Source organism: Caulobacter sp. SSI4214 (assembly GCF_012184455.1).
In the GTDB taxonomy this organism is placed as follows: domain Bacteria; phylum Pseudomonadota; class Alphaproteobacteria; order Caulobacterales; family Caulobacteraceae; genus Caulobacter; species Caulobacter vibrioides_E.
The window spans coordinates 33999-50844 of the sequence record NZ_SZWJ01000030.1 but is presented as its reverse complement, the minus strand read 5'-3'; the positions used below and the strand labels follow the sequence as shown (position 1 = coordinate 50844).

General features: G+C 67.2%; 18 protein-coding genes. 6 read left to right on the top strand and 12 right to left on the bottom strand.

Annotation, left to right across the window (positions count from 1 at the left end; translation table 11 throughout):
* The 10 genes from FCU40_RS11170 to FCU40_RS11125 all read right to left on the bottom strand — a co-directional run.
* The coding region (locus FCU40_RS11170; protein ID WP_168074934.1) for a biotin/lipoyl-binding protein at positions 1-363 on the bottom strand (363 nt) is incomplete at its 3' end.
* A 10-nt stretch (positions 364-373) separates the two neighbouring features.
* Entirely contained in the window at positions 374-1507 is a 1134-nt protein-coding gene (locus tag FCU40_RS11165; RefSeq protein ID WP_004615371.1) for an ABC transporter permease, read from the bottom strand.
* Positions 1504-1944 carry a transporter gene (locus tag FCU40_RS11160; protein WP_168074932.1) on the bottom strand — a complete coding sequence of 147 codons (441 nt, stop codon included), beginning with the start codon at positions 1942-1944 and terminating at the stop codon, positions 1504-1506. Before FCU40_RS11160 ends, FCU40_RS11165 begins: the two co-directional genes overlap by 4 nt.
* Complete coding sequence (locus FCU40_RS11155) at positions 1941-3053, bottom strand: GNAT family N-acetyltransferase (protein ID WP_168074930.1); 1113 nt, start codon at positions 3051-3053, stop codon at positions 1941-1943. The genes FCU40_RS11160 and FCU40_RS11155 overlap by 4 nt, the downstream gene beginning before the upstream one ends.
* Positions 3046-3882 carry an alpha/beta fold hydrolase gene (locus FCU40_RS11150; RefSeq protein WP_004615375.1) on the bottom strand — a complete coding sequence of 279 codons (837 nt, stop codon included), beginning with the start codon at positions 3880-3882 and terminating at the stop codon, positions 3046-3048. Before FCU40_RS11150 ends, FCU40_RS11155 begins: the two co-directional genes overlap by 8 nt.
* Complete coding sequence (locus FCU40_RS11145; RefSeq protein ID WP_206677334.1) at positions 3882-4805, bottom strand: fatty acid desaturase; 924 nt, start codon at positions 4803-4805, stop codon at positions 3882-3884. The genes FCU40_RS11150 and FCU40_RS11145 overlap by 1 nt, the downstream gene beginning before the upstream one ends.
* The gene (locus FCU40_RS11140; RefSeq protein ID WP_175582075.1) at positions 4802-5182 is read right to left on the bottom strand and encodes an EamA family transporter; all 381 of its coding nucleotides are present in this window, start codon (positions 5180-5182) and stop codon (positions 4802-4804) included. The genes FCU40_RS11145 and FCU40_RS11140 overlap by 4 nt, the downstream gene beginning before the upstream one ends.
* Positions 5179-6090 (bottom strand): arginase family protein, encoded by a 912-nt coding sequence (locus FCU40_RS11135; protein WP_168074928.1) that lies wholly within the window; start codon positions 6088-6090, stop codon positions 5179-5181. Before FCU40_RS11135 ends, FCU40_RS11140 begins: the two co-directional genes overlap by 4 nt.
* A gap of 14 nt (positions 6091-6104) precedes the next feature.
* Positions 6105-7514, bottom strand: a complete 1410-nt coding sequence (locus FCU40_RS11130; RefSeq protein WP_168074926.1) for an aminotransferase class III-fold pyridoxal phosphate-dependent enzyme — start codon at positions 7512-7514, stop codon at positions 6105-6107.
* A gap of 23 nt (positions 7515-7537) precedes the next feature.
* The gene (locus FCU40_RS11125) at positions 7538-8206 is read right to left on the bottom strand and encodes an MtnX-like HAD-IB family phosphatase (RefSeq protein WP_168074924.1); all 669 of its coding nucleotides are present in this window, start codon (positions 8204-8206) and stop codon (positions 7538-7540) included.
* A 239-nt stretch (positions 8207-8445) separates the two neighbouring features.
* Between FCU40_RS11125 and FCU40_RS11120 the strand changes: the two genes are divergently transcribed.
* The 6 genes from FCU40_RS11120 (at position 8446) to FCU40_RS11095 (ending at position 15592) form a co-directional block, all read left to right on the top strand.
* Positions 8446-8943, top strand: a complete 498-nt coding sequence (locus FCU40_RS11120; RefSeq protein WP_004615381.1) for a sigma-70 family RNA polymerase sigma factor — start codon at positions 8446-8448, stop codon at positions 8941-8943.
* A 136-nt stretch (positions 8944-9079) separates the two neighbouring features.
* Positions 9080-10039: a FecR domain-containing protein gene (locus FCU40_RS11115; protein WP_168074922.1), complete on the top strand. Its 960-nt coding sequence runs from the start codon at positions 9080-9082 to the stop codon at positions 10037-10039.
* 77 nt (positions 10040-10116) lie between these two features.
* A complete protein-coding gene (locus tag FCU40_RS11110; RefSeq protein ID WP_241693591.1) occupies positions 10117-12483 on the top strand; it encodes a TonB-dependent receptor in 2367 nt (788 codons plus the stop codon).
* Between the two features lie 5 nt (positions 12484-12488).
* Entirely contained in the window at positions 12489-13736 is a 1248-nt protein-coding gene (locus FCU40_RS11105) for a cyclopropane-fatty-acyl-phospholipid synthase family protein (RefSeq protein ID WP_168074918.1), read from the top strand.
* A 156-nt stretch (positions 13737-13892) separates the two neighbouring features.
* Positions 13893-14933 carry an alginate lyase family protein gene (locus FCU40_RS11100; protein ID WP_168074916.1) on the top strand — a complete coding sequence of 347 codons (1041 nt, stop codon included), beginning with the start codon at positions 13893-13895 and terminating at the stop codon, positions 14931-14933.
* A 56-nt stretch (positions 14934-14989) separates the two neighbouring features.
* The gene (locus FCU40_RS11095; protein ID WP_168074914.1) at positions 14990-15592 is read left to right on the top strand and encodes a DUF2939 domain-containing protein; all 603 of its coding nucleotides are present in this window, start codon (positions 14990-14992) and stop codon (positions 15590-15592) included.
* Here FCU40_RS11095 and FCU40_RS11090 read toward each other — a convergent pair.
* A complete protein-coding gene (locus FCU40_RS11090; protein ID WP_168074912.1) occupies positions 15589-16086 on the bottom strand; it encodes a protein tyrosine phosphatase in 498 nt (165 codons plus the stop codon). The genes FCU40_RS11095 and FCU40_RS11090 overlap by 4 nt on opposite strands.
* The gene (cobS, locus tag FCU40_RS11085; RefSeq protein WP_168074910.1) at positions 16083-16844 is read right to left on the bottom strand and encodes an adenosylcobinamide-GDP ribazoletransferase; all 762 of its coding nucleotides are present in this window, start codon (positions 16842-16844) and stop codon (positions 16083-16085) included. Before cobS ends, FCU40_RS11090 begins: the two co-directional genes overlap by 4 nt.
* Between the last annotated feature and the right edge of the window lie 2 nt (positions 16845-16846).

Here is a 16846-nt window from a genome sequence, read left to right as displayed (position 1 = left end):
CTCGGCATTGGCGGCGGCGACCTTGGCCCGGGCGCCGCGCCAGGCGGCTTCGGCCTGGGCGGTCTCGGCGGCGGCCTGACTGGCTTCCAACCGGGCGCGATCGCCGTCGAGCTGAGCCAGAACCTGGCCCCGCGCGACGTGGTCGCCCTCGTCGACATTGATCTTGGCCACGAGGCCATCGCGCGGCGCCGAAACGGAGACGAGACCTCCGTCCACAGCGATCACGCCCCGCGCCACGGCCACGGCGTCGGTGCGCGCCTGGGCCGAGGCCTGACCCGAATGACGATCGCACGCCGCAAGGGTCAGACACGCGCCGGCCGCCAGGGCCACGGTCGCGCTACGGAAAAGAACCTCGACCTTCATCGAAACGACCTCAAAGTAGCAGCGCGGCCGGATCAGCGCGCGCGACTCGACGCAGGGCCCAGAGACCTGAACCCAAGGCGACAAGGATGACCAAGGTGACGGCCCCGACAGCCATCGCCGGCGTCAGGATCAGCGGCGTGGCCTGGATCTGGGCCAGCAGCACGAGGATGCCGGCCAGGGCGCCGGCCAGGACCAGACCCGCGGCGGCGATCCACGCCGTCTGCGCCAGCACGATGGTTCGGAGCGCCCCGATGGTGAAGCCCAAGGCGCGCAGGGCGGCGTAGTCCTTTAGCGAAGCGGCGACGGCAGCGGCCAGGGTCTGGCTGGTGACGATCACGGCCACCAGAATGGCCACGGCGCTGCCGAACACGAACGCCACGCCAGCCCCGGACTCGGCCAGCCAGTAGCGGATACTGCGGTCGGCGAAGGCCTTGGCGGTCATCACCTCGAAGCCGCGGTGCTTGCCCACCGACTTCAGGTCGGCGATGGCCTCGGCCGCGTCGCGGGGATCCTTGAGCCGGGCCGTGAAATAGGCCGCGCCGTCGCCGGGTCCGGAAGCCGGGTCAAGACGGCGAGTCGTCTGGGGCGAGGCGATCACATTGACGCCGCCCAGGGCGCGCAGCCCCTTGGTCACGCCAACCACCCGCACACGCTTACCATTGATCTCGGCCACGCCGCCGACGTCGGTCTCCAGCTTGTCGAGATCGGCCTTGTCGACCAGCACCGCGTCGGGCATGGCGAGCAGGCCGCGCTGATGCGGCGTCAGGACTTCGTCCAGAACCATCGCGTCCGCGCTCGGCGCCACGCCGACGATATAGACATTGACCATGCCGCGATGGGGCGTGCGCCACTCTCCGGAGCCCCAGTAGAAGGGCTCGACCCGCGCCACGCGCGGATCGGCGCGCAGCAAAAGCTCGGTGACGCCGCCAACCGGACGGCCCAGGTCGATGCTTTGCACGCCTGGATAGCCGATCCAAAGATCGGCCGAGGACTTGGTCACATAGACGCTGGCCAGCGAGAAAACCCCCAGCATCAGGCCAGCCTGCAGCAGCACCAGCAGCCCCGCGAAACCGACGGCCACGGCGGCCGGCGCGAAACGACGCCAGTCGAACAGCAGGCCGCGAAGCGCGATTTGACCCATCATGCGGCGTCGTCCTTCTGGGGCGCTGGCTCGCGCGTGTCGAACGCGCCGCCGCGACCGACCATCCACACGCCCGCCAGGATCATCAGGCCCCCGACCAGCTGCAGGGCGTTCAGCGGCTCGTGGAAGACGACGACGCTGGCGGCTATGATCAGCACGTAACTGACCGCCGACAACGGAAAGGCCGCGCTCAGCGGCAGCAGGGCCAGCACGGTCATCCAAGCGACGAAGCTGGCGATCTCCAGCACGATCAGCAGCTGCACCGACGGCATACGGATGGCCGTCATCGCCCACGCCGTGTCGAAGCGCGCATGGGCCAATTGATTGGCCGAAAACTTGGCGGTGATCTGATAGCCCAGGGTCAGGGCCGGCAGGATCGCGAACAGGATGGCCTGGACCAGACGGGAATGAAGGCGACGGGCTTTGGTCATGGCGGTCAAGCGGCCAGCTCCGCCATCGGGTCGTCCAGCAGCAGCGGCGCCAGGGCGCGCAGGGCGCGGTTCAGCAGGCCGTTGCGGTGCCGGAACCACATGCTGGCGGGAGTCAGGCGGCTTCCCAGCCGAACCTTGTCGGCCAGGTTGGCCTGGCCGCTGTGATAAAGCTTGAAGCCCCGGGCCGCGCAGAGCTCGAGGTTGAAGAACCAGCTCAAGAAATAGAGGTTGTGGACGCGCCCCTTGACCGCGTCCATGCCGAAGAACTTGTCCAGCAGGGTCTCGCCGTCGGTGAGCAGCAGGTTGAAGGCCAGGAGCTCCTCGCCGACGAAATAGAGGGCGAACATCACCCGCCCCGGCATTCTCTTGGCCACGCCGTCGAAGAAGGCGGCGGTCAGCTCTTCCAGCCGGGCCTCGGCCCGGGCCAGGGTCTGGCGATAGAGCGCCATGGCCGGCTCCAGCCAGACGCCAAGATCCTCGACGATCTCGACCCGAACATCCTGGCGGGCGCGCAGCTTGCGGCGCATATCCTTGCGCGAGGCGGCGGACAGCTTGGCCAGATAACCGTCGATGTCGGCGAAATCGATCGGCAGGTCGGCCAGGGGCTGCCCGGGGACCTCGGCGTAGCGCGCGCCGTTCAGCACCTGACCCCATAGCGCGGCCTGGGCCGGATCGGCGTCCTTGACCCCCATCAGCGGGCAATCGGCCCTGCCCGCCTCGGCCTCGAAGCCAGAGACCAGAGCCTTGGCCGCCTCCAGCCGCTCGTCGGCGGTGAGCTCGGGCGCGAAGCCGATCGTGGCGGTCTCGGCGCAGGGCGAGCCGAGGCACGCCAGGCGCGGGGTCATCAGCCCGGGCAGGACGCGACGCACCTGTTCGGCGGCCTTGCGACCCGCGCCGTCGAACGTCGTCTCCAGGCGATAGTCGGTGATGAAGGCCGGAACGGCGGCGACGATCTCGCCGCCTCGCCGCGCCAACATATAACGCCACTCGAAGCCGGCCAGCCTCGCCGTCTCGATGGCGCGCAGATAGTCATAGCCCTCCAAGGCGCCGCCGAAGAGGCGATCCCAGGCCTGGCGCGGGGTATGCGACAGGCTCCGAAGGACCTCGACCTCAAACATGCGTCCGCGCGCTCGTCACCAGGCCGGCTTGAGGAGTCACCTCGTTGAAGAATTCAGCCGTCATGGCCGCGACGCGGTCGCGCTCCTGATCGACGTGGATCATGTGGTAGCTGTCGTCCAGCAACTGGACGCTGGTCGGCCCGCCTAGAGCGCGCTTCAAGCGCCAGGCGTTACGCGGGTGGCTCATATCGTCGTCGCGGGCGTGCAGGATCAGCGTCGGGGTCTTGATCTCATGGCCCACGCGCTCGATGTGCCGGCCAAGACGATACATCTGATAGAGCGCACCCAGCGGCAAGCGATCGATCGAACCCTCGATTAGGCTCTCCGGGGCCTTCTCGGCCATGGCGCGCAGCCGCTCGTCCTTCAGGCCGAACGGATAGGTCTCGGTCCAGGCGAGGTTGCGGACGCCCGGCAGGTTGGCGACCAGCTGGATCACCGGCGCGGCCACCGCGAAGCGCGGCATGTTCCAGCCATCGTATTCGAAGGTCATCGAATAGACGGCGGCGGCGCGGACGGCCGGGCGCTCGGCGGCCAGCATGACGCCAAGGGCGCCGCCGACGCAGATGCCAGCCACGCTGACGCTGTCGACCTCGCCCGCGAAACGATCATAGGCCTCGCGCACGCCGTCCAGCCAGTCGCGCCAGGTGGTGCGCAGCAGCGTGGCCTCATCGACCCCATGGCCGGGCAGCAGCGGCGCGGCGACCTCGAAGCCGCGACGGGCCAGACGCTTGGCCAACGGCTTCATCTCGGCGGGCGCGCCGGTCAGGCCGTGGATCAGCAGGACGCCGTGGCCAGTCTTGCCAGGAATGCGGAGCGGTTCGACGGCCATCAGCGGACGGTCCCCTGGCGGTTGGAGCGGGCCAGAAAGCCCAGGGCGTGGGGCGTTCCGATCACGTGGACGCCCTTGGCGGCTTGCTCGTCCCGCAACGCGCGGCGCATGGCCGGAAGGCGGGTCCAGTGAACGGCGGGACGATAGTGGTGCTCTGCATGATGCCCGTTGTTGAACCAGGTCAAATTGTAGACGGGCTCGTAGCTGGACACCCCCCATGCCAACGGCGTGTCCGGATCGGCGTTGAGGTGCTCGTAGTAGCCGTTCAGCTGGGAAAGGCATTCCCCCAGATAGTAGAAGGGCAGCAGCATCAGCACCGCGCGCCAGTCGATCACGGCCATGGCGACCGCGAAGGCGACGACGGCGCCGATCTCGACGCGACCCCAGTTGGCGTCATCCTCGCGGCCGCGCGACTTCAGCGCGTCGTACACCGACCCACCGCTGTCACGGAAAAAGCCCAGGAATACATAGGACCAGACGCTCTCGGGCCGTCCGTCCTTGCCGTGGCGATAGATCGACAGCCAGTCGCGCGTCTCGCCCTTCTCATCGGGACGGTCGCTGTTGCCCTCGTGATGGCGCAGGTGAACCCAGGTGTAAAAGGTCTGGGAAAAGCCGATGGCCACCGACTCCAGCAGCGAAAAAGCGCGGTTCAGCGCCTTGGATCGGAAATAGGGCGTGTGCAGGAAGTTGTGCGAGATGCCGTTGACGTTCCAGCTGATCGCCAGGGCGTAGACCGCGCCACAGATCAGATTGCCCCACCAGGGACGATGCGCGAAGCCGGCCACGGTCCAGACGATGAACGCCAGGTGCGCGAAGGCCGCGGCGACCGGGATCAGGTCCACGAGGGTGTAGGCCATCACGCCCGTCTTGCGCTTGGGCAGGCGGAAGTCGCTGGGATTGATTGGATTGGCGGCGTCGGTCATAGGCCCGAAATCCCCACGCAAGTGACCCCCAGCGCCACCAGGGCCGCGCCGGCGATCTGCGAGCGGGATAGCCGCTCCTTGAGCACCAGGGCCCCGGCGATTGGCACGCCGGCATAGGTCAGGGTCATAAATGGAAAAGCGACGCTCAGAGGCGTGCGCTCTAGAACGAGAATCCAGGCGACCATCTCGACGAACCAGAAGACGATGCCCAGCCAAAGAACGGGTTGCTTGGCCAGAGACCATAGATAGGCGTGCTGGCCAGCCGCGCCATCGGAAGCGGCCTTGAAGCTCAGCTCGCGGCCGATCTCCGTCGCGATGCAGAACGCCAGCAGCGCGCCGCCGGCGAAGGTCATCACCTCGGTGGACGCGACGGTCAAGCGGCGACCTCCGAAAAGAGGTCAAGCAGGTCGAGATTGGCGGCCTCGTTGACCTGTCTGGCCAAGTCAGGCGACGGCCCCCGACGGGGCTGGTCGAGGAAGGCCTCGCCGCGTTTCAGTACAGCCGACAGGAGGTCGGGGCCGTAACGCGGCGGCGACCAGTCGCCGACCACGTCCATGCCCATGATCCTGGCCCGCTGAGCGGCGGCGCGGATCATGGTCCGCAGACCGTCCAAGGACAGTCGCCCTTGATCCCAGTTCGTCACCGCGTCCTCGGCGCGCAGAACATCCTTGTCCACGGTGACATAGACCGCGTCGGTCTCGATGCGCGAGACCAGCAGCTCGGTAAAGGCCGCCTCCCCCACCGCCGCGATCGATGGCCAGTTCTGGTCGCCGACCCGGTAGACCGGACCGCCGTCGGGGGCGAGGTAAGGGTAGAGCTCGACGCGGCGGTCGGCGATCAGCGACATGTCCGCCCGCTTGGTTTCGGGATGATCGATATCGCCGCTGCACACGCCGATGGTGATGACGCGCGCCACGCCCGGCAGACGCGCGGCGGTCGCCACCCACGAGCCGCAGTGCATGCCGTTGCTGAACTTCACCCAATCGGGATGGTTGTCGAAATGCAGAACGGTCAGCGGCTTACCGCCAGCCGCCTCGATCGCGCGCGAGATCAACAGCGGCGAGACGTGATGGAAATCGCCTGAACCGGCGAAGATCAGGTCTGCCTCCGCGCCGGTCGGCAAGTCGCGACGCAGCCGTTCAGTCAGGCGTGACAGGGCCTTGGGCCGGCTCCACAGGCGCAGAGCGGGCCCGAGGTCCCGCGCGTCGACCATCGCCCCCCGCCGCTCGCGCAGCAGGGGTTGGTGGTCCAGCGCCTCGTCCAGATGGAGCAGCACCGGCCGCATGACGACGGAATCTCCTAGGCGGTGGCGCGCCGCAGCACGGCGTCCAGCAGCTTCATCGCCAGGTCGATTTCGTCCTTGCTGATCTCCAGCGAGGGAGCCAGCGTGATGACGTTCTTGTAGTAGCCGCCGACGTCCAGGATCAGGCCCATCTTCTTGCCGTCGACGTCGAGATCGCCCGACATGGCGATGTCTTCCATCTTGTTCAGCAGCGCCTTGTTCGGCGTGAAGCCGTCCTCCTCGCAGATCTCGGCGCGAAGCGCGAGGCCCAGGCCGTCGACATCGCCGATCTGCGGCCAGCGCTTTTGCAGCTCCTTCAGGCCTTCCAGGAAGTAGGCGCCCTTCTCCATGACCTGGGCGCCGTAGTCGACCTCGTGGGTCATCCGCAGCGTTTCCAGGGCGACGGAGGTGCCCATCGGGTTGGAGTTGAAGGTCGAGTGGGTCGAGCCGGGCGGGAAGATCTCGGGATTGATCATTTCTTCGCGCGCCCAGACGCCCGACAGAGGATTCAGGCCGTTGGTCAGCGCCTTGCCGAACACCAGCACGTCCGGCTGCACGCCGAAGTGCTCGATCGACCACAGCTTGCCCGTGCGCCACATGCCCATCTGGATTTCGTCGACCACCAGCAGGATGCCATATTGGTCGAGGACCTTCTTCAGCTCGGGGAAGAAGTTCATCGGCGGGATGACGTAGCCGCCGGTGCCTTGGATCGGCTCGACATAGAAGGCCGCGTATTCGGCCTGGCCGGTCTTCACGTCCAGCACGCCGTTATATTCGGTTTCGAACAGGCGGGCGAACTTCTGGACGCAGTAGTGGCCGTACTCTTCCTTGCTCATGCCCTTCGGGCCGCGGAAGTGGTACGGGAACTCGATGAACTGGGCGCGGTCGCCGAAGTGGCCGTAGCGACGGCGATAGCGGTACGACGAGGTGATCGCCGAGGCGCCGAGGGTCCGGCCGTGGTAGCCGCCCTCGAAGGCGAACATCAGCTGCTTGCCGCCCGTGGCGTTTCGCACCAGCTTCAGCGAGTCCTCGACGGCCTGCGCGCCGCCCACGTTGAAGTGCACACGGCCCTTGGCGCCGAACTTCTTCTCGGCGTCCTGGGCGATGAAAGCGGCCAGCTCGACCTTCTCGCGGTGCAGGTACTGACTGGCGACCTGCGGAAGGGTGTCGAGCTGCTTGTGAGCGACAGCGTTCAGGCGCGGGTTGCGGTAACCGAAATTGACCGCCGAGTACCACATCTGCAGGTCGAGGTATTCGGTGCCCTTGGCGTCGTACATGTACGAGCCTTCGCAGCCGGTGAAGAACTTCGGATCCGCCAGATAGTGGACGGTGTCGCCATACGAGCAGTACTGGGCTTCCAGCTCACGCAGAGCGGCTTCGTCGAGGACCGACCCCGCGCTCGCGGCGGGCTTGTCAGCGTCGTACATGGATATCTCCGGTAGAAAGTCTTTTACAGCGCCGCGCGACGGGCGGCGACAGGCTTCAGCATCACGCGACCGAACATGCCAGCCATGGCCAGGGTCACGTCGTCGAAGGTTTCGTACACATGGTGCGCTTGGCCGCGGGCGGCGGCATAGTCGGCCAGCGACGCCTTGGCGAACAGGATGTCGGCGCGACCCGAAACGCAGAAATCGGAACGCCCGTCTCCGACATAGACCAGGGTCGAGCGCTCGCGCGCCGCCACGTCGCACTTGCACACGCCCGACCCCGCGGCGCAGCCGGCGCGCGACCAGGGCTGCTCGAGCGCCAGCGGCGTCGTCTCGACAAGGCGATTGGCCGTGACATGCACGCGTTCCAGGCCATGACGGGCCAGGATGCGGCGGATGAAATAGTCGACGCCGTCGCTGACGATCGTCACCGGAATGCCGCGCGCCTCGCACCACTCGACAAATCCCGCGAAGCCAGGATCCAGCTCGACGGTGTCCAGCAGCGCATCCAGCTTGCCGTCGCTCGCGTCGATCATCGCGACCTGCGTGCGCATGCACTCCGCGGCGGAGATCTCGCCGCGCACCCAGCGGGCCTCAACGTCCCGCCACGCCGGATCCGCTAGCTCTTCCAGGACATGATCGACAGTATCGCGGCGCGTGATCGTACCGTCGAAATCGCAAACTACCCGCATTTACTCGTCTTCTCCGCGACGCCCGCCGTCGGTTTGAGGGAATGACGCCGCCCTGGGGCGGGCGCCTCACCGATTTTCGTCCGCGCCTTGCCTTCGCCCTTCGGGCGGGTCATCAGAGGCGCTCGATTCAACTGCCGAGCGCGTTCCGCCTCCCCGATGTCCGCCCAGATCCAAAAAGACGCGCAGAGCGGCGGCCGAGGCTCAAGCCTTTGAACCCTCCGCCCCCGCATGTCTCGCCCATGGTCGCCGTGTATTTCGAGCGACGCGAGGATATGCGCCGGTTCTTTCTGGCCCGCCTCGGCGCGAGCGACGACATCGAGGACCTGGTACAGGAGCTGTATCTGAAGGTCCAGGGACTGGACGCCGAGCCGATCGACAACCCTCCGGCCTATCTTTACCGGCTCGCGTCCAACCTGATGCTCGACAGATTGCGTCGCCAGCGCCGCGCTGGCGCGCGCGACGCCGAATGGCGGCGGGAGAACCACGCCAGCCTGGGAAGCACGGACGTGGTGGACGCTCCGGACGCCGAGGCGGCCGTCATCGCGCGCCAGCGCCTCCAGCGGCTGACCGAGTCCCTCAGAAGCCTCGCGCCTCTCACCCAGAAGGTCTTCGAATTGCATAAGTTTGAAGGGCTCACCCATGCCGAGACGGCGGCCCGGCTGGGCATTTCCCGCAGCGCGGTCGAGAAACACGTCAGCCTGGCGCTCAAGCATCTTCTGACCAAGATCGGACGTTGATCGTGGCCGTCGAACCAACCCCAACGATTTTCGAGGAGGGGGTTTGGAGGGCGTGGCGTCATTGTGGCGAAACGGCCCTCGGGCCGCGGCCGAGAGGACCCTTAACCCGCCGATGAGCACGCCAGCGCCTTCCGATATGACGCTGCAAGCCGCCGTCGACTGGTTCGTGCGGCTGCAAGGCGATTCCGATCTCGAGACCTGGATCGGTTTCCAGGCTTGGCTGGAGGCCGATTCGGCCAACGCCCGGGCCTATGACACGGTCGAGGCGCTTTGGGTCGATATCGAAGAGGCTCCGCCATCCCGCGAAAGTCGCGCCGCCACGACTTCTGACAACGTCGTGCCGCTGACGCCGCGTCGCGCGGCCAAGTCGCCCCGACGCGGTCTCTGGATAGGCGTCGGCGGCGCCGTCGCCGCGGCCCTGGCCGTGGCGATCGCCCTCCCCGCGCTGATGAAGCCGGGTTACGAGGACTACGCGACCGCCAAGGGCCAGATCCGTAAAATCTCCCTGGCCGACGGCTCCAAGGTTACTCTGGGGGCCGCCTCGACCCTGCGCGTGCGACTGGGCAAGACCCAGCGCGACGCGGTGCTGGTCGATGGCGAAGCCGCTTTCGACGTGGCCCACCAGCCGTCTCGCCCCTTCGTCGTCGCCGCCGGCGACCGCGAGATTCGGGTTCTGGGCACCGAGTTCAACGTGCTGAATCATGGCGATCGTCTGGACGTGACCGTCCGTCGTGGCCTGGTGGCGGTGTCAGGCGATGGTCAGTCCGTGCAAGTCGCCAAGGGGCAGAAGCTGACCCATGCGAAGGGTTCGGCGATCTCGCCCATCAAGGCGGTCGACCCCGAGGCCGAGTTCGCTTGGTCGAAAGGCCAGTTGATCTATCGCGACGCGCCGCTATCCGAGGTTGTCGCGGATATTAATCGTTACGTCGCGACGCCTATCTCTGTTGATCCGAGCGCCGCATCAGTGAAATTCTCCGGCGTTCTCTCGATCGACGAGGAAGCTGCGATGATCCGGCGTTTGGAACTGTTTGCACCCGTGGTCAGCCAGCCAGGGTCCGGCCAGATCGTACTTAAGGCCAAGACGGCTCGACCCTGAGCGTGGGCTCAGGTCGCAAAAACGAATCGCGCCGCGTCTGGCCCGCGGCGACGGTGGCGGCCAGCCTTGTCGCGAGCATGGCTCACGCAGGCGCGTCGACGCCGTCGGTGCGCCTGCGCATCGCGGCCAAGCCCGTGCGAGCGGCCCTTATCGACTTCGCGCTGCAGGCGGATCTGTCCCTGGGCGGCGATCTGGACCTCTGCGTGGGCGAGGCCCCGGCGCTGGCCGGCCGGATGCCGATCGACACCGCGCTCAAGAAACTTCTGGCGCACAGCGGTTGCGGCTACATCCAGCCCGACATCCGCACGATCGTGGTGCGCAAGGCCGAACCGCCCCCGCCCCGCGTCTCGCACCCGACGCCGCGCGTAGCGCCGCCTTCGCCGCCCGACGCGCCGACATCCCTGGCGATCGGGGAAATCGTCATCACCGCCCAGCGCTATCCGAACTTGCCCGGTCGCACGCCCTACGGCATCTCGGTGGTGTCGGGCGAGACCATCGACCGTGAGGGCGTCGCCAGCATGAGCGACCTTTCCGGCCAGGTCGCCGGCATGACCGTCACCAACCTGGGACCCGGCCGCGACAAGATCCTGTTGCGCGGCCTGTCGGACGGCGCGTTCACCGGACAGACCCAGTCGATGGTGGCGCTCTATCTCGACGATGTTCCGATCACCTACAACGCGCCGGACCCGAACCTGCGGCTGGCCGACATCGACCGCGTCGAGGTGATGCGCGGACCGCAGGGTACGCTCTACGGCGGCGGCTCGCTGGGTGGCGTACTGCGGATCGCGACCCGCCAACCCGATCTCGATGGCTTCGACGCCATGGCGATGGTCGGCCTCTCGCAGACCGCCCATGGCGGGATCGGCACCGAGCTGGAGAGCATGGTCAATCTGCCGCTGCTGCCCGGTCGCTTGGCCTTGAGGACCGTCGCCTATCGCGACAGCCAGGACGGCTACATCAACAACCCAGCCCTGGGCCTCAGCCACATCAACGGCTCGCAGCGCGAGGGCTTTCGCGCCGCGCTCAGCGCCGCGCTGTCGTCCGAATGGGTGGCGACCTTCAATGTCACCGACCAGTCGATCCACAACGACGACACCCAGTACGCGATCCGCCGCCTGGGCCGGCGCGTGCGCGACAATCTCGTGCGCGAGCCGCACGACAACGACTTCGACCGGGAATCGCTGACCCTGAATGGCGAAGGCGACTGGGGGCGCCTGACCGCCTCCATCGCCAAGCTGGCGCACCATTTCGACAGCCGCTACGACGCCAGCACCGCGACGGCGCTCTACGGATTGCCCAGCGGCCCGGCGGCCCTGGACGAAGCCAAGTCCATCGACCTGACCATAGCCGAAGCGACCTACACCACGCCGCAAGATCGGCGTTGGCGCGCGCTGCTGGGCGTCTTCGCCTCGACCGGTTCGACCAAGCTACGGACGGCTCTGGGCAGCTATCCGCTTGTCGGCGATCCAGCCTATGCCGAGGCGCGCAAGGACAAGATCAACGAAACCGCCGTCTATGGCGAATTGACTTTCGACATCACTTCGCGCCTGGCGGCCACGGCCGGGCTGCGCTGGTTCGACTATCGTTTCGACACGCTTTCGGTGGTCACCCAGGCGGCTGGCCAACGCCTGTTCGACGGGAGCGACGACGCCGAGGGCGTCTCGCCCAAGGTGCTGCTCAGCTACCGCGCACGGCCGAACGTGCTGGTCTACGCGCAGGCGGCGGAGGGGTATCGGCCCGGCGGCTACAACACCGCCGGACGGCTCGGCCAGATCTTCGACCAGCCGCGCACGCCGCACCGCCGTTACGAGCCCGACGAACTCTGGAACTACGAAATCGGCGCCAAGGCGCGCTGGTGGGGCGATCGCCTACAGACCCGCTTGGCGTTGTTCTACGCCACGTGGAACGCCGTGCAGAGCGACCAATATCTGAGCGACGGCACCGCCTACACCGCCAATATCGGCAACGGCGAGAACCGCGGCGTGGAGGCCGAGGGCGCTTGGCGGGTGAACAGCCACCTCGACCTCCGCGCCGCGACCATTCTCAACGACCCCGAGATCAACCGGCCAAACGCCACGTTCGGGTCGCGCCGGAAAGCCGGCCTGCCAGGCGTCTCGCGCGTCGCGGCCAGCACCGGCTTCGACTATCACCGCGACGTCGCCCAGGACCGCGTCCTGCGCGTTCAGGGCCAGTTTTCCTATGTCGGCAACTCGTACATCACGTTCGACGCCAACAAGATGCACAAGATGGGCAAGTTCCTGGCCGTGCGCGCCGGCGCCGCCTGGGAGACGCCAAGCTGGACCTTGACCGCGACCATCGATAATCCGCTTGGCGGCTACGCTAACAGCTTTTCGTTCGGCAACCCGTTCCTGATCCTTCGGGACCGGGTCGTCACCCCTCCTCGGCCGCGCACCATCGCCGTGCGCCTCAGTTCGCGGTTCTGATCTCGATGTTCCTCGCCACCGCTCTCCTTCGAAAGGGCCTCTCCTCGCTGGTGCGCACCGGCGACCTGACCCTGGTCATGCCCGACGGCGAAAGACTGGTCTTCGGCGATGGAACCGGCGATCCGGTCGTGGCGCGGATCGCGGATCGCGGCGCGGTGTGGGCCATGCTGCTGGATCCCGACCTCCGTACCGGCGAACTCTTCACCGACGGACGACTGATCATCGAGACCGGGAACGTCTATGACTTCCTCAGCCTGATCCTGCGTCACGGCGACGACAGCGAGCCTTCGCCGATCGTCAAGGCCATCGATCGCCTGCGCACCGCCACTCAGCTGTGGCGACAAAAGAACGACGCCAGCCTCTCCCGGCGCAACGTCGCCCACCATTATGACCTGGGCGACGCGCTGTACGGCCTCTTCCTGGATCCGGACTGGCAGTATTCCTGCGCCTATTTCGAACATCCTGGCCAGAGCCTGGCCGACGCCCAACTGGCCAAGAAGCGCCACATCGCCGCCAAGCTGCTGCTGAAGCCGGATCACAAGGTGATGGATATCGGCTGCGGCTGGGGCGGCATGGCGCTTTACCTTGCCCGCACCGCCGGCGTGGCCGAAGTCCTGGGCGTGACCCTTTCCGACGAGCAGATCGGCCGCGCCAAGGCGCGCGTCGAGGCGGCCGATCTCTCCGCGCGCGCCCGCTTCGCCCTCTCGGACTACCGCGCCGTGACCGAAACCTTCGACCGCATCGTCTCGGTCGGCATGTTCGAGCACGTGGGGCTAGGCAACTACGACCAGTTCTTCGCCACTTGCCGGGCGCGCCTGGCCGAGGACGGCGTGATGCTGCTGCACACCATCGGCTGCTCCGACGAGCCTAGCGTCACCAATCCCTGGATCACCAAGTACATCTTCCCCGGCGGCCACCTGCCCTCGCTATCGGACATGGCCAAGTCGGCCGAGCGTTCGGGCCTGATCGTCACCGATATCGAGGTGCTGCGCCTGCACTACGCCGAGACGCTGCGCGCCTGGCGCGACGCGTTCATGGCCCGCCGGGACGAGGCCGTCCGGCTGTTCGACGAGCGCTTCTGCCGGATGTGGGAATATTACCTGGCCATGTCGGAGACCGCGTTCCGCCATGAGCACGTGGTCGTCTTCCAGATGCAGCTGGCGCGCCGGCAGGAAGATGTCCCGCTGACCCGCGACTATATCGCAGCGGCCGAGGCGGACCTGCGAAAGAAGGAAGCGGCGACGCTCGGCTAAGAATTGGTCCGACCATCACGAACCTATTCGGTCTTACCAATTCTTGACACGCGGCATGACCAAGAGGATACCCGTCGATAAAGGGCTTGGCGAAACGCCAGAGCGAAAATCGATTGGGAGGTCCTCTTGAAAGCCGCTTGGCTTGCCGTAAGCGTCGTGTTCGCTCTCACCGCCTCCGCCGCCCATGCGGCCGATTACGGCCTGCTGGGGCCAGGCTTTGGCAAGGGCCCCATCGCCCCCGCTCTTAAGGCCGGCGTGGTTCAGCGCGCCGAGGCCGCTTTGGGGCGTCCGCCCGGGGCCATCCCTCGGCTGCATACCGAAGGCACCCTGCCAGGCAAGGGCATCCGCGAGATTAGCCTCACGGCCAAGGAAGATCAGCCGATCGCCCTGGACCTGGCCATCGCCTGGCGATTGACCGGCGACCGGCGCTTCCTTGAGGCGACCGGCCGCTATCTGGAAAACTGGGCGGACGTCTACCAGATGTCGTTCAACCCGATCGACGAGACGGGCTTTGACGCCCTGATCATGGCCACGGACCTCACCGAGACCGATCTCCCCCCGCCGATCCGCGCCAAGATCGATGCGTTCTGGCGCAAGATGGCGGTCGGCTATCTCGACGCGATGGACGCCGGCGCCCGCAACGCCGTCAACAACTGGCAAAGCCACCGGGTGAAGCTGGCGACCATGGCCGCGTTCCAGACCGGGGATGCCCGGATCATCGCGCGCGCCCACGAGGCTTTCCGCAAGCAGATCGCCGCCAATATCAATCCCGACGGATCGGTCTGGGACTTCGCGGAACGCGACGCCCTGCACTACGTCACCTACGACCTGGACCCGCTGATGATGGCCGCCCTGGCCGCCCAGGCCCACGGTCAGGACTGGTTCGGCTGGAGGAGCCCCGCCGGCGCCAGCTTATCGGGAGCTCTGGACTGGCTCGCGCCCTACGCCAAGGGCGAAAAGCAACACATCGAGTTCGTCAATTCCAAGGTCCAGTTCGACCGCGACCGGGCCAATGCCGGCCAGGGCGAGTATGCGCCGCATCCGTGGGACATCGCCAACGGCGTCTCGACCTACACCCTGGCCAGTCTTCTTGACCCCCAATACCTGGTCTTGCGCGACGCTCTGGCCGCCAAGGTCCACAAGAAGCCGCCGGCCTGGGCCGAGATCCTGCGGGCTTCGCGCGCGCCCGCCGCCTGACGCCTCTGGATTGACCCACTTCCTCCCGCCTGCCTCTATCGCGGCTGGAGGCCCCGATGACTCGCAACACCCGCATCCTGATCGGCGCCGGCGTCGCGCTGGCGTTTCTGCTGCTGATCGCGGGCTATTTTGCCTCGCCGTTTCTGGCGCTGCGGAACCTGACCTCGGCGGCTCGAGCCGGCGACCGCGACCGGCTGGAGCAGGCGGTGGATTTCCCGGCCGTGCGCGAAAGTCTCAAAAGCCAGCTGAAGGGGGCGATGTTGCAATCGTTCAGCAAGGACGAGTCGCTGCGAGACAATCCTTTCGCCGCGTTCGGCCAGATGTTGGTCGTCGGTCTGGTCGACAAGGCCGTCGACGCCTACGCCACGCCCGACGCGATCGCCACCATGGTCGCCACCTCGCGCGCGCCGAAGCCGAACAAGGCCGAGACCCCGGACCAATCCGACACGACGCCGCCGCCCACGGCGACCGAGTCCAAGGCCAAGTCGACGATCGAGACCCACGCGGCCTACACCGATCTCGACCACTTCCGCGTGACCTACCACGACCGGAAGGATCCGGACGCGGCGGAGATCGGCCTGGTGCTGGAGCGGCGCGCCGTGTTCGCCTGGAAGCTCACGCGGATCGATCTGCCCGCCAACCTGGGCAAGCGCGACTAATCCAAGGTCCACCCGAAAACCGAACCCTCAAGACAGTCGACGCCGCGGCCGATGCCGGCAATGGCGCGGACCATGGCGCCGCCGCGCGCCAAGGCTTGATCAGCCAAGGCGATCATCAGGGCGTTGGGTGTCGCCTCGGGCGAAGCCTGGCGCAACCGCCAGGCCCACGCGCCCTCCTCGCCCGGCGAACCCTGCGCGCAGGCCAGGACATAGGCGGCCGCCGTCGAGCGGCTAACGCCCGCGTGGCAATGGATCAGCAGGGTCGCGTCGGCGGCCAATTCACGCGGCAGGTCGAGCAAGGTCGCCAAGATAGCGGCATCCGGCGCGACCAGACCGGGCCGAGGTTCGCTGATGTCGTTGAAGCGCAGGACCGTGCGTGGAACGGCGATCGACGAGATTTCGGCCTCCGGCGAAACCAGGGTCAGGACGTGATCGATCGGCGCGGCGGCCAGCAGGCGCTCCACCGCCGTGACCGGCCCGACCACCAGCCTCACGAGAGCGCCGTCGCGCCGAGCAGGAAACCCAGCTCGAACACCTGCTTGATCGCGCCCAGCACGTCGCCGGTATGGCCGCCGATCAGTCGGCGGGCGCGCCAGGAAAGCAGCAGAGCCAAAAGGCCGGCAACCGCCAGGCCGACCAGCGTCGCGCTCGACGGGAGCAGAACCAGCGGCCAAGCCGCGATCAGCGCGGCGATAGCGACCTCGCCCCAGTGGGGGCCTCGCGGAACCGGCTTCCACTTCCCCGCCACGCCGTCCGGGGCGTAGGGCGTCAGCCGCATGGCCAGGACGGCGGCGGCGCGGCCCAGGCCGTGCGCGGCCAGCAGCAGGGTCGCGCCCCTGGGCGGGGCGACCGAAGCCAGCGTGAAAACCTTAAGCCCCAGAACCACCACCAACGCGCAAACGCCGTAGGTTCCGATGCGGCTGTCCTTCATGATCTCCAGCCGCCGCTCGACCGTCTGGCCGCCGCCCAGGCCGTCGGCGGTGTCCGCGAGGCCATCCTCGTGAAAGGCGCCCGTGATCAGCAGCCCCGCGCCAACCGCCAGCAGTGCGGCTATCGTCGGGTTCCAGATCCGCGAGGAGCTCCAAAGAACCAGCGCGCAAACCGCGCCCACGCCCTGCCCGACCAGCGGAAAGTATCGCGCTGAGCGGGTGATCCAGTCGGGATCGAAGGTCTTCAGCGCGGGCGTGGGAACGCGCGTCAGGAACTGCGTCGCGCAGATCAAAAGCCGGAGCTGTTGGCGCGCCCAGTCCACGG

Coding starts and splice junctions, on each gene's coding strand:
- FCU40_RS11120 (WP_004615381.1), top strand. CDS start 8,446: ATGGTCGCCGTGTATTTCGAGCGACGCGAGGATATGCGCCGGTTCTTT.
- FCU40_RS11095 (WP_168074914.1), top strand. CDS start 14,990: ATGACTCGCAACACCCGCATCCTGATCGGCGCCGGCGTCGCGCTGGCG.
- FCU40_RS11125 (WP_168074924.1), bottom strand. CDS start 8,206: ATGCGGGTAGTTTGCGATTTCGACGGTACGATCACGCGCCGCGATACT.
- FCU40_RS11130 (WP_168074926.1), bottom strand. CDS start 7,514: ATGTACGACGCTGACAAGCCCGCCGCGAGCGCGGGGTCGGTCCTCGAC.
- FCU40_RS11115 (WP_168074922.1), top strand. CDS start 9,080: ATGACGCTGCAAGCCGCCGTCGACTGGTTCGTGCGGCTGCAAGGCGAT.
- FCU40_RS11105 (WP_168074918.1), top strand. CDS start 12,489: ATGTTCCTCGCCACCGCTCTCCTTCGAAAGGGCCTCTCCTCGCTGGTG.
- FCU40_RS11135 (WP_168074928.1), bottom strand. CDS start 6,090: ATGCGGCCGGTGCTGCTCCATCTGGACGAGGCGCTGGACCACCAACCC.
- FCU40_RS11165 (WP_004615371.1), bottom strand. CDS start 1,507: ATGATGGGTCAAATCGCGCTTCGCGGCCTGCTGTTCGACTGGCGTCGT.
- FCU40_RS11145 (WP_206677334.1), bottom strand. CDS start 4,805: ATGACCGACGCCGCCAATCCAATCAATCCCAGCGACTTCCGCCTGCCC.
- FCU40_RS11150 (WP_004615375.1), bottom strand. CDS start 3,882: ATGGCCGTCGAACCGCTCCGCATTCCTGGCAAGACTGGCCACGGCGTC.
- FCU40_RS11155 (WP_168074930.1), bottom strand. CDS start 3,053: ATGTTTGAGGTCGAGGTCCTTCGGAGCCTGTCGCATACCCCGCGCCAG.
- FCU40_RS11110 (WP_241693591.1), top strand. CDS start 10,117: ATGGCTCACGCAGGCGCGTCGACGCCGTCGGTGCGCCTGCGCATCGCG.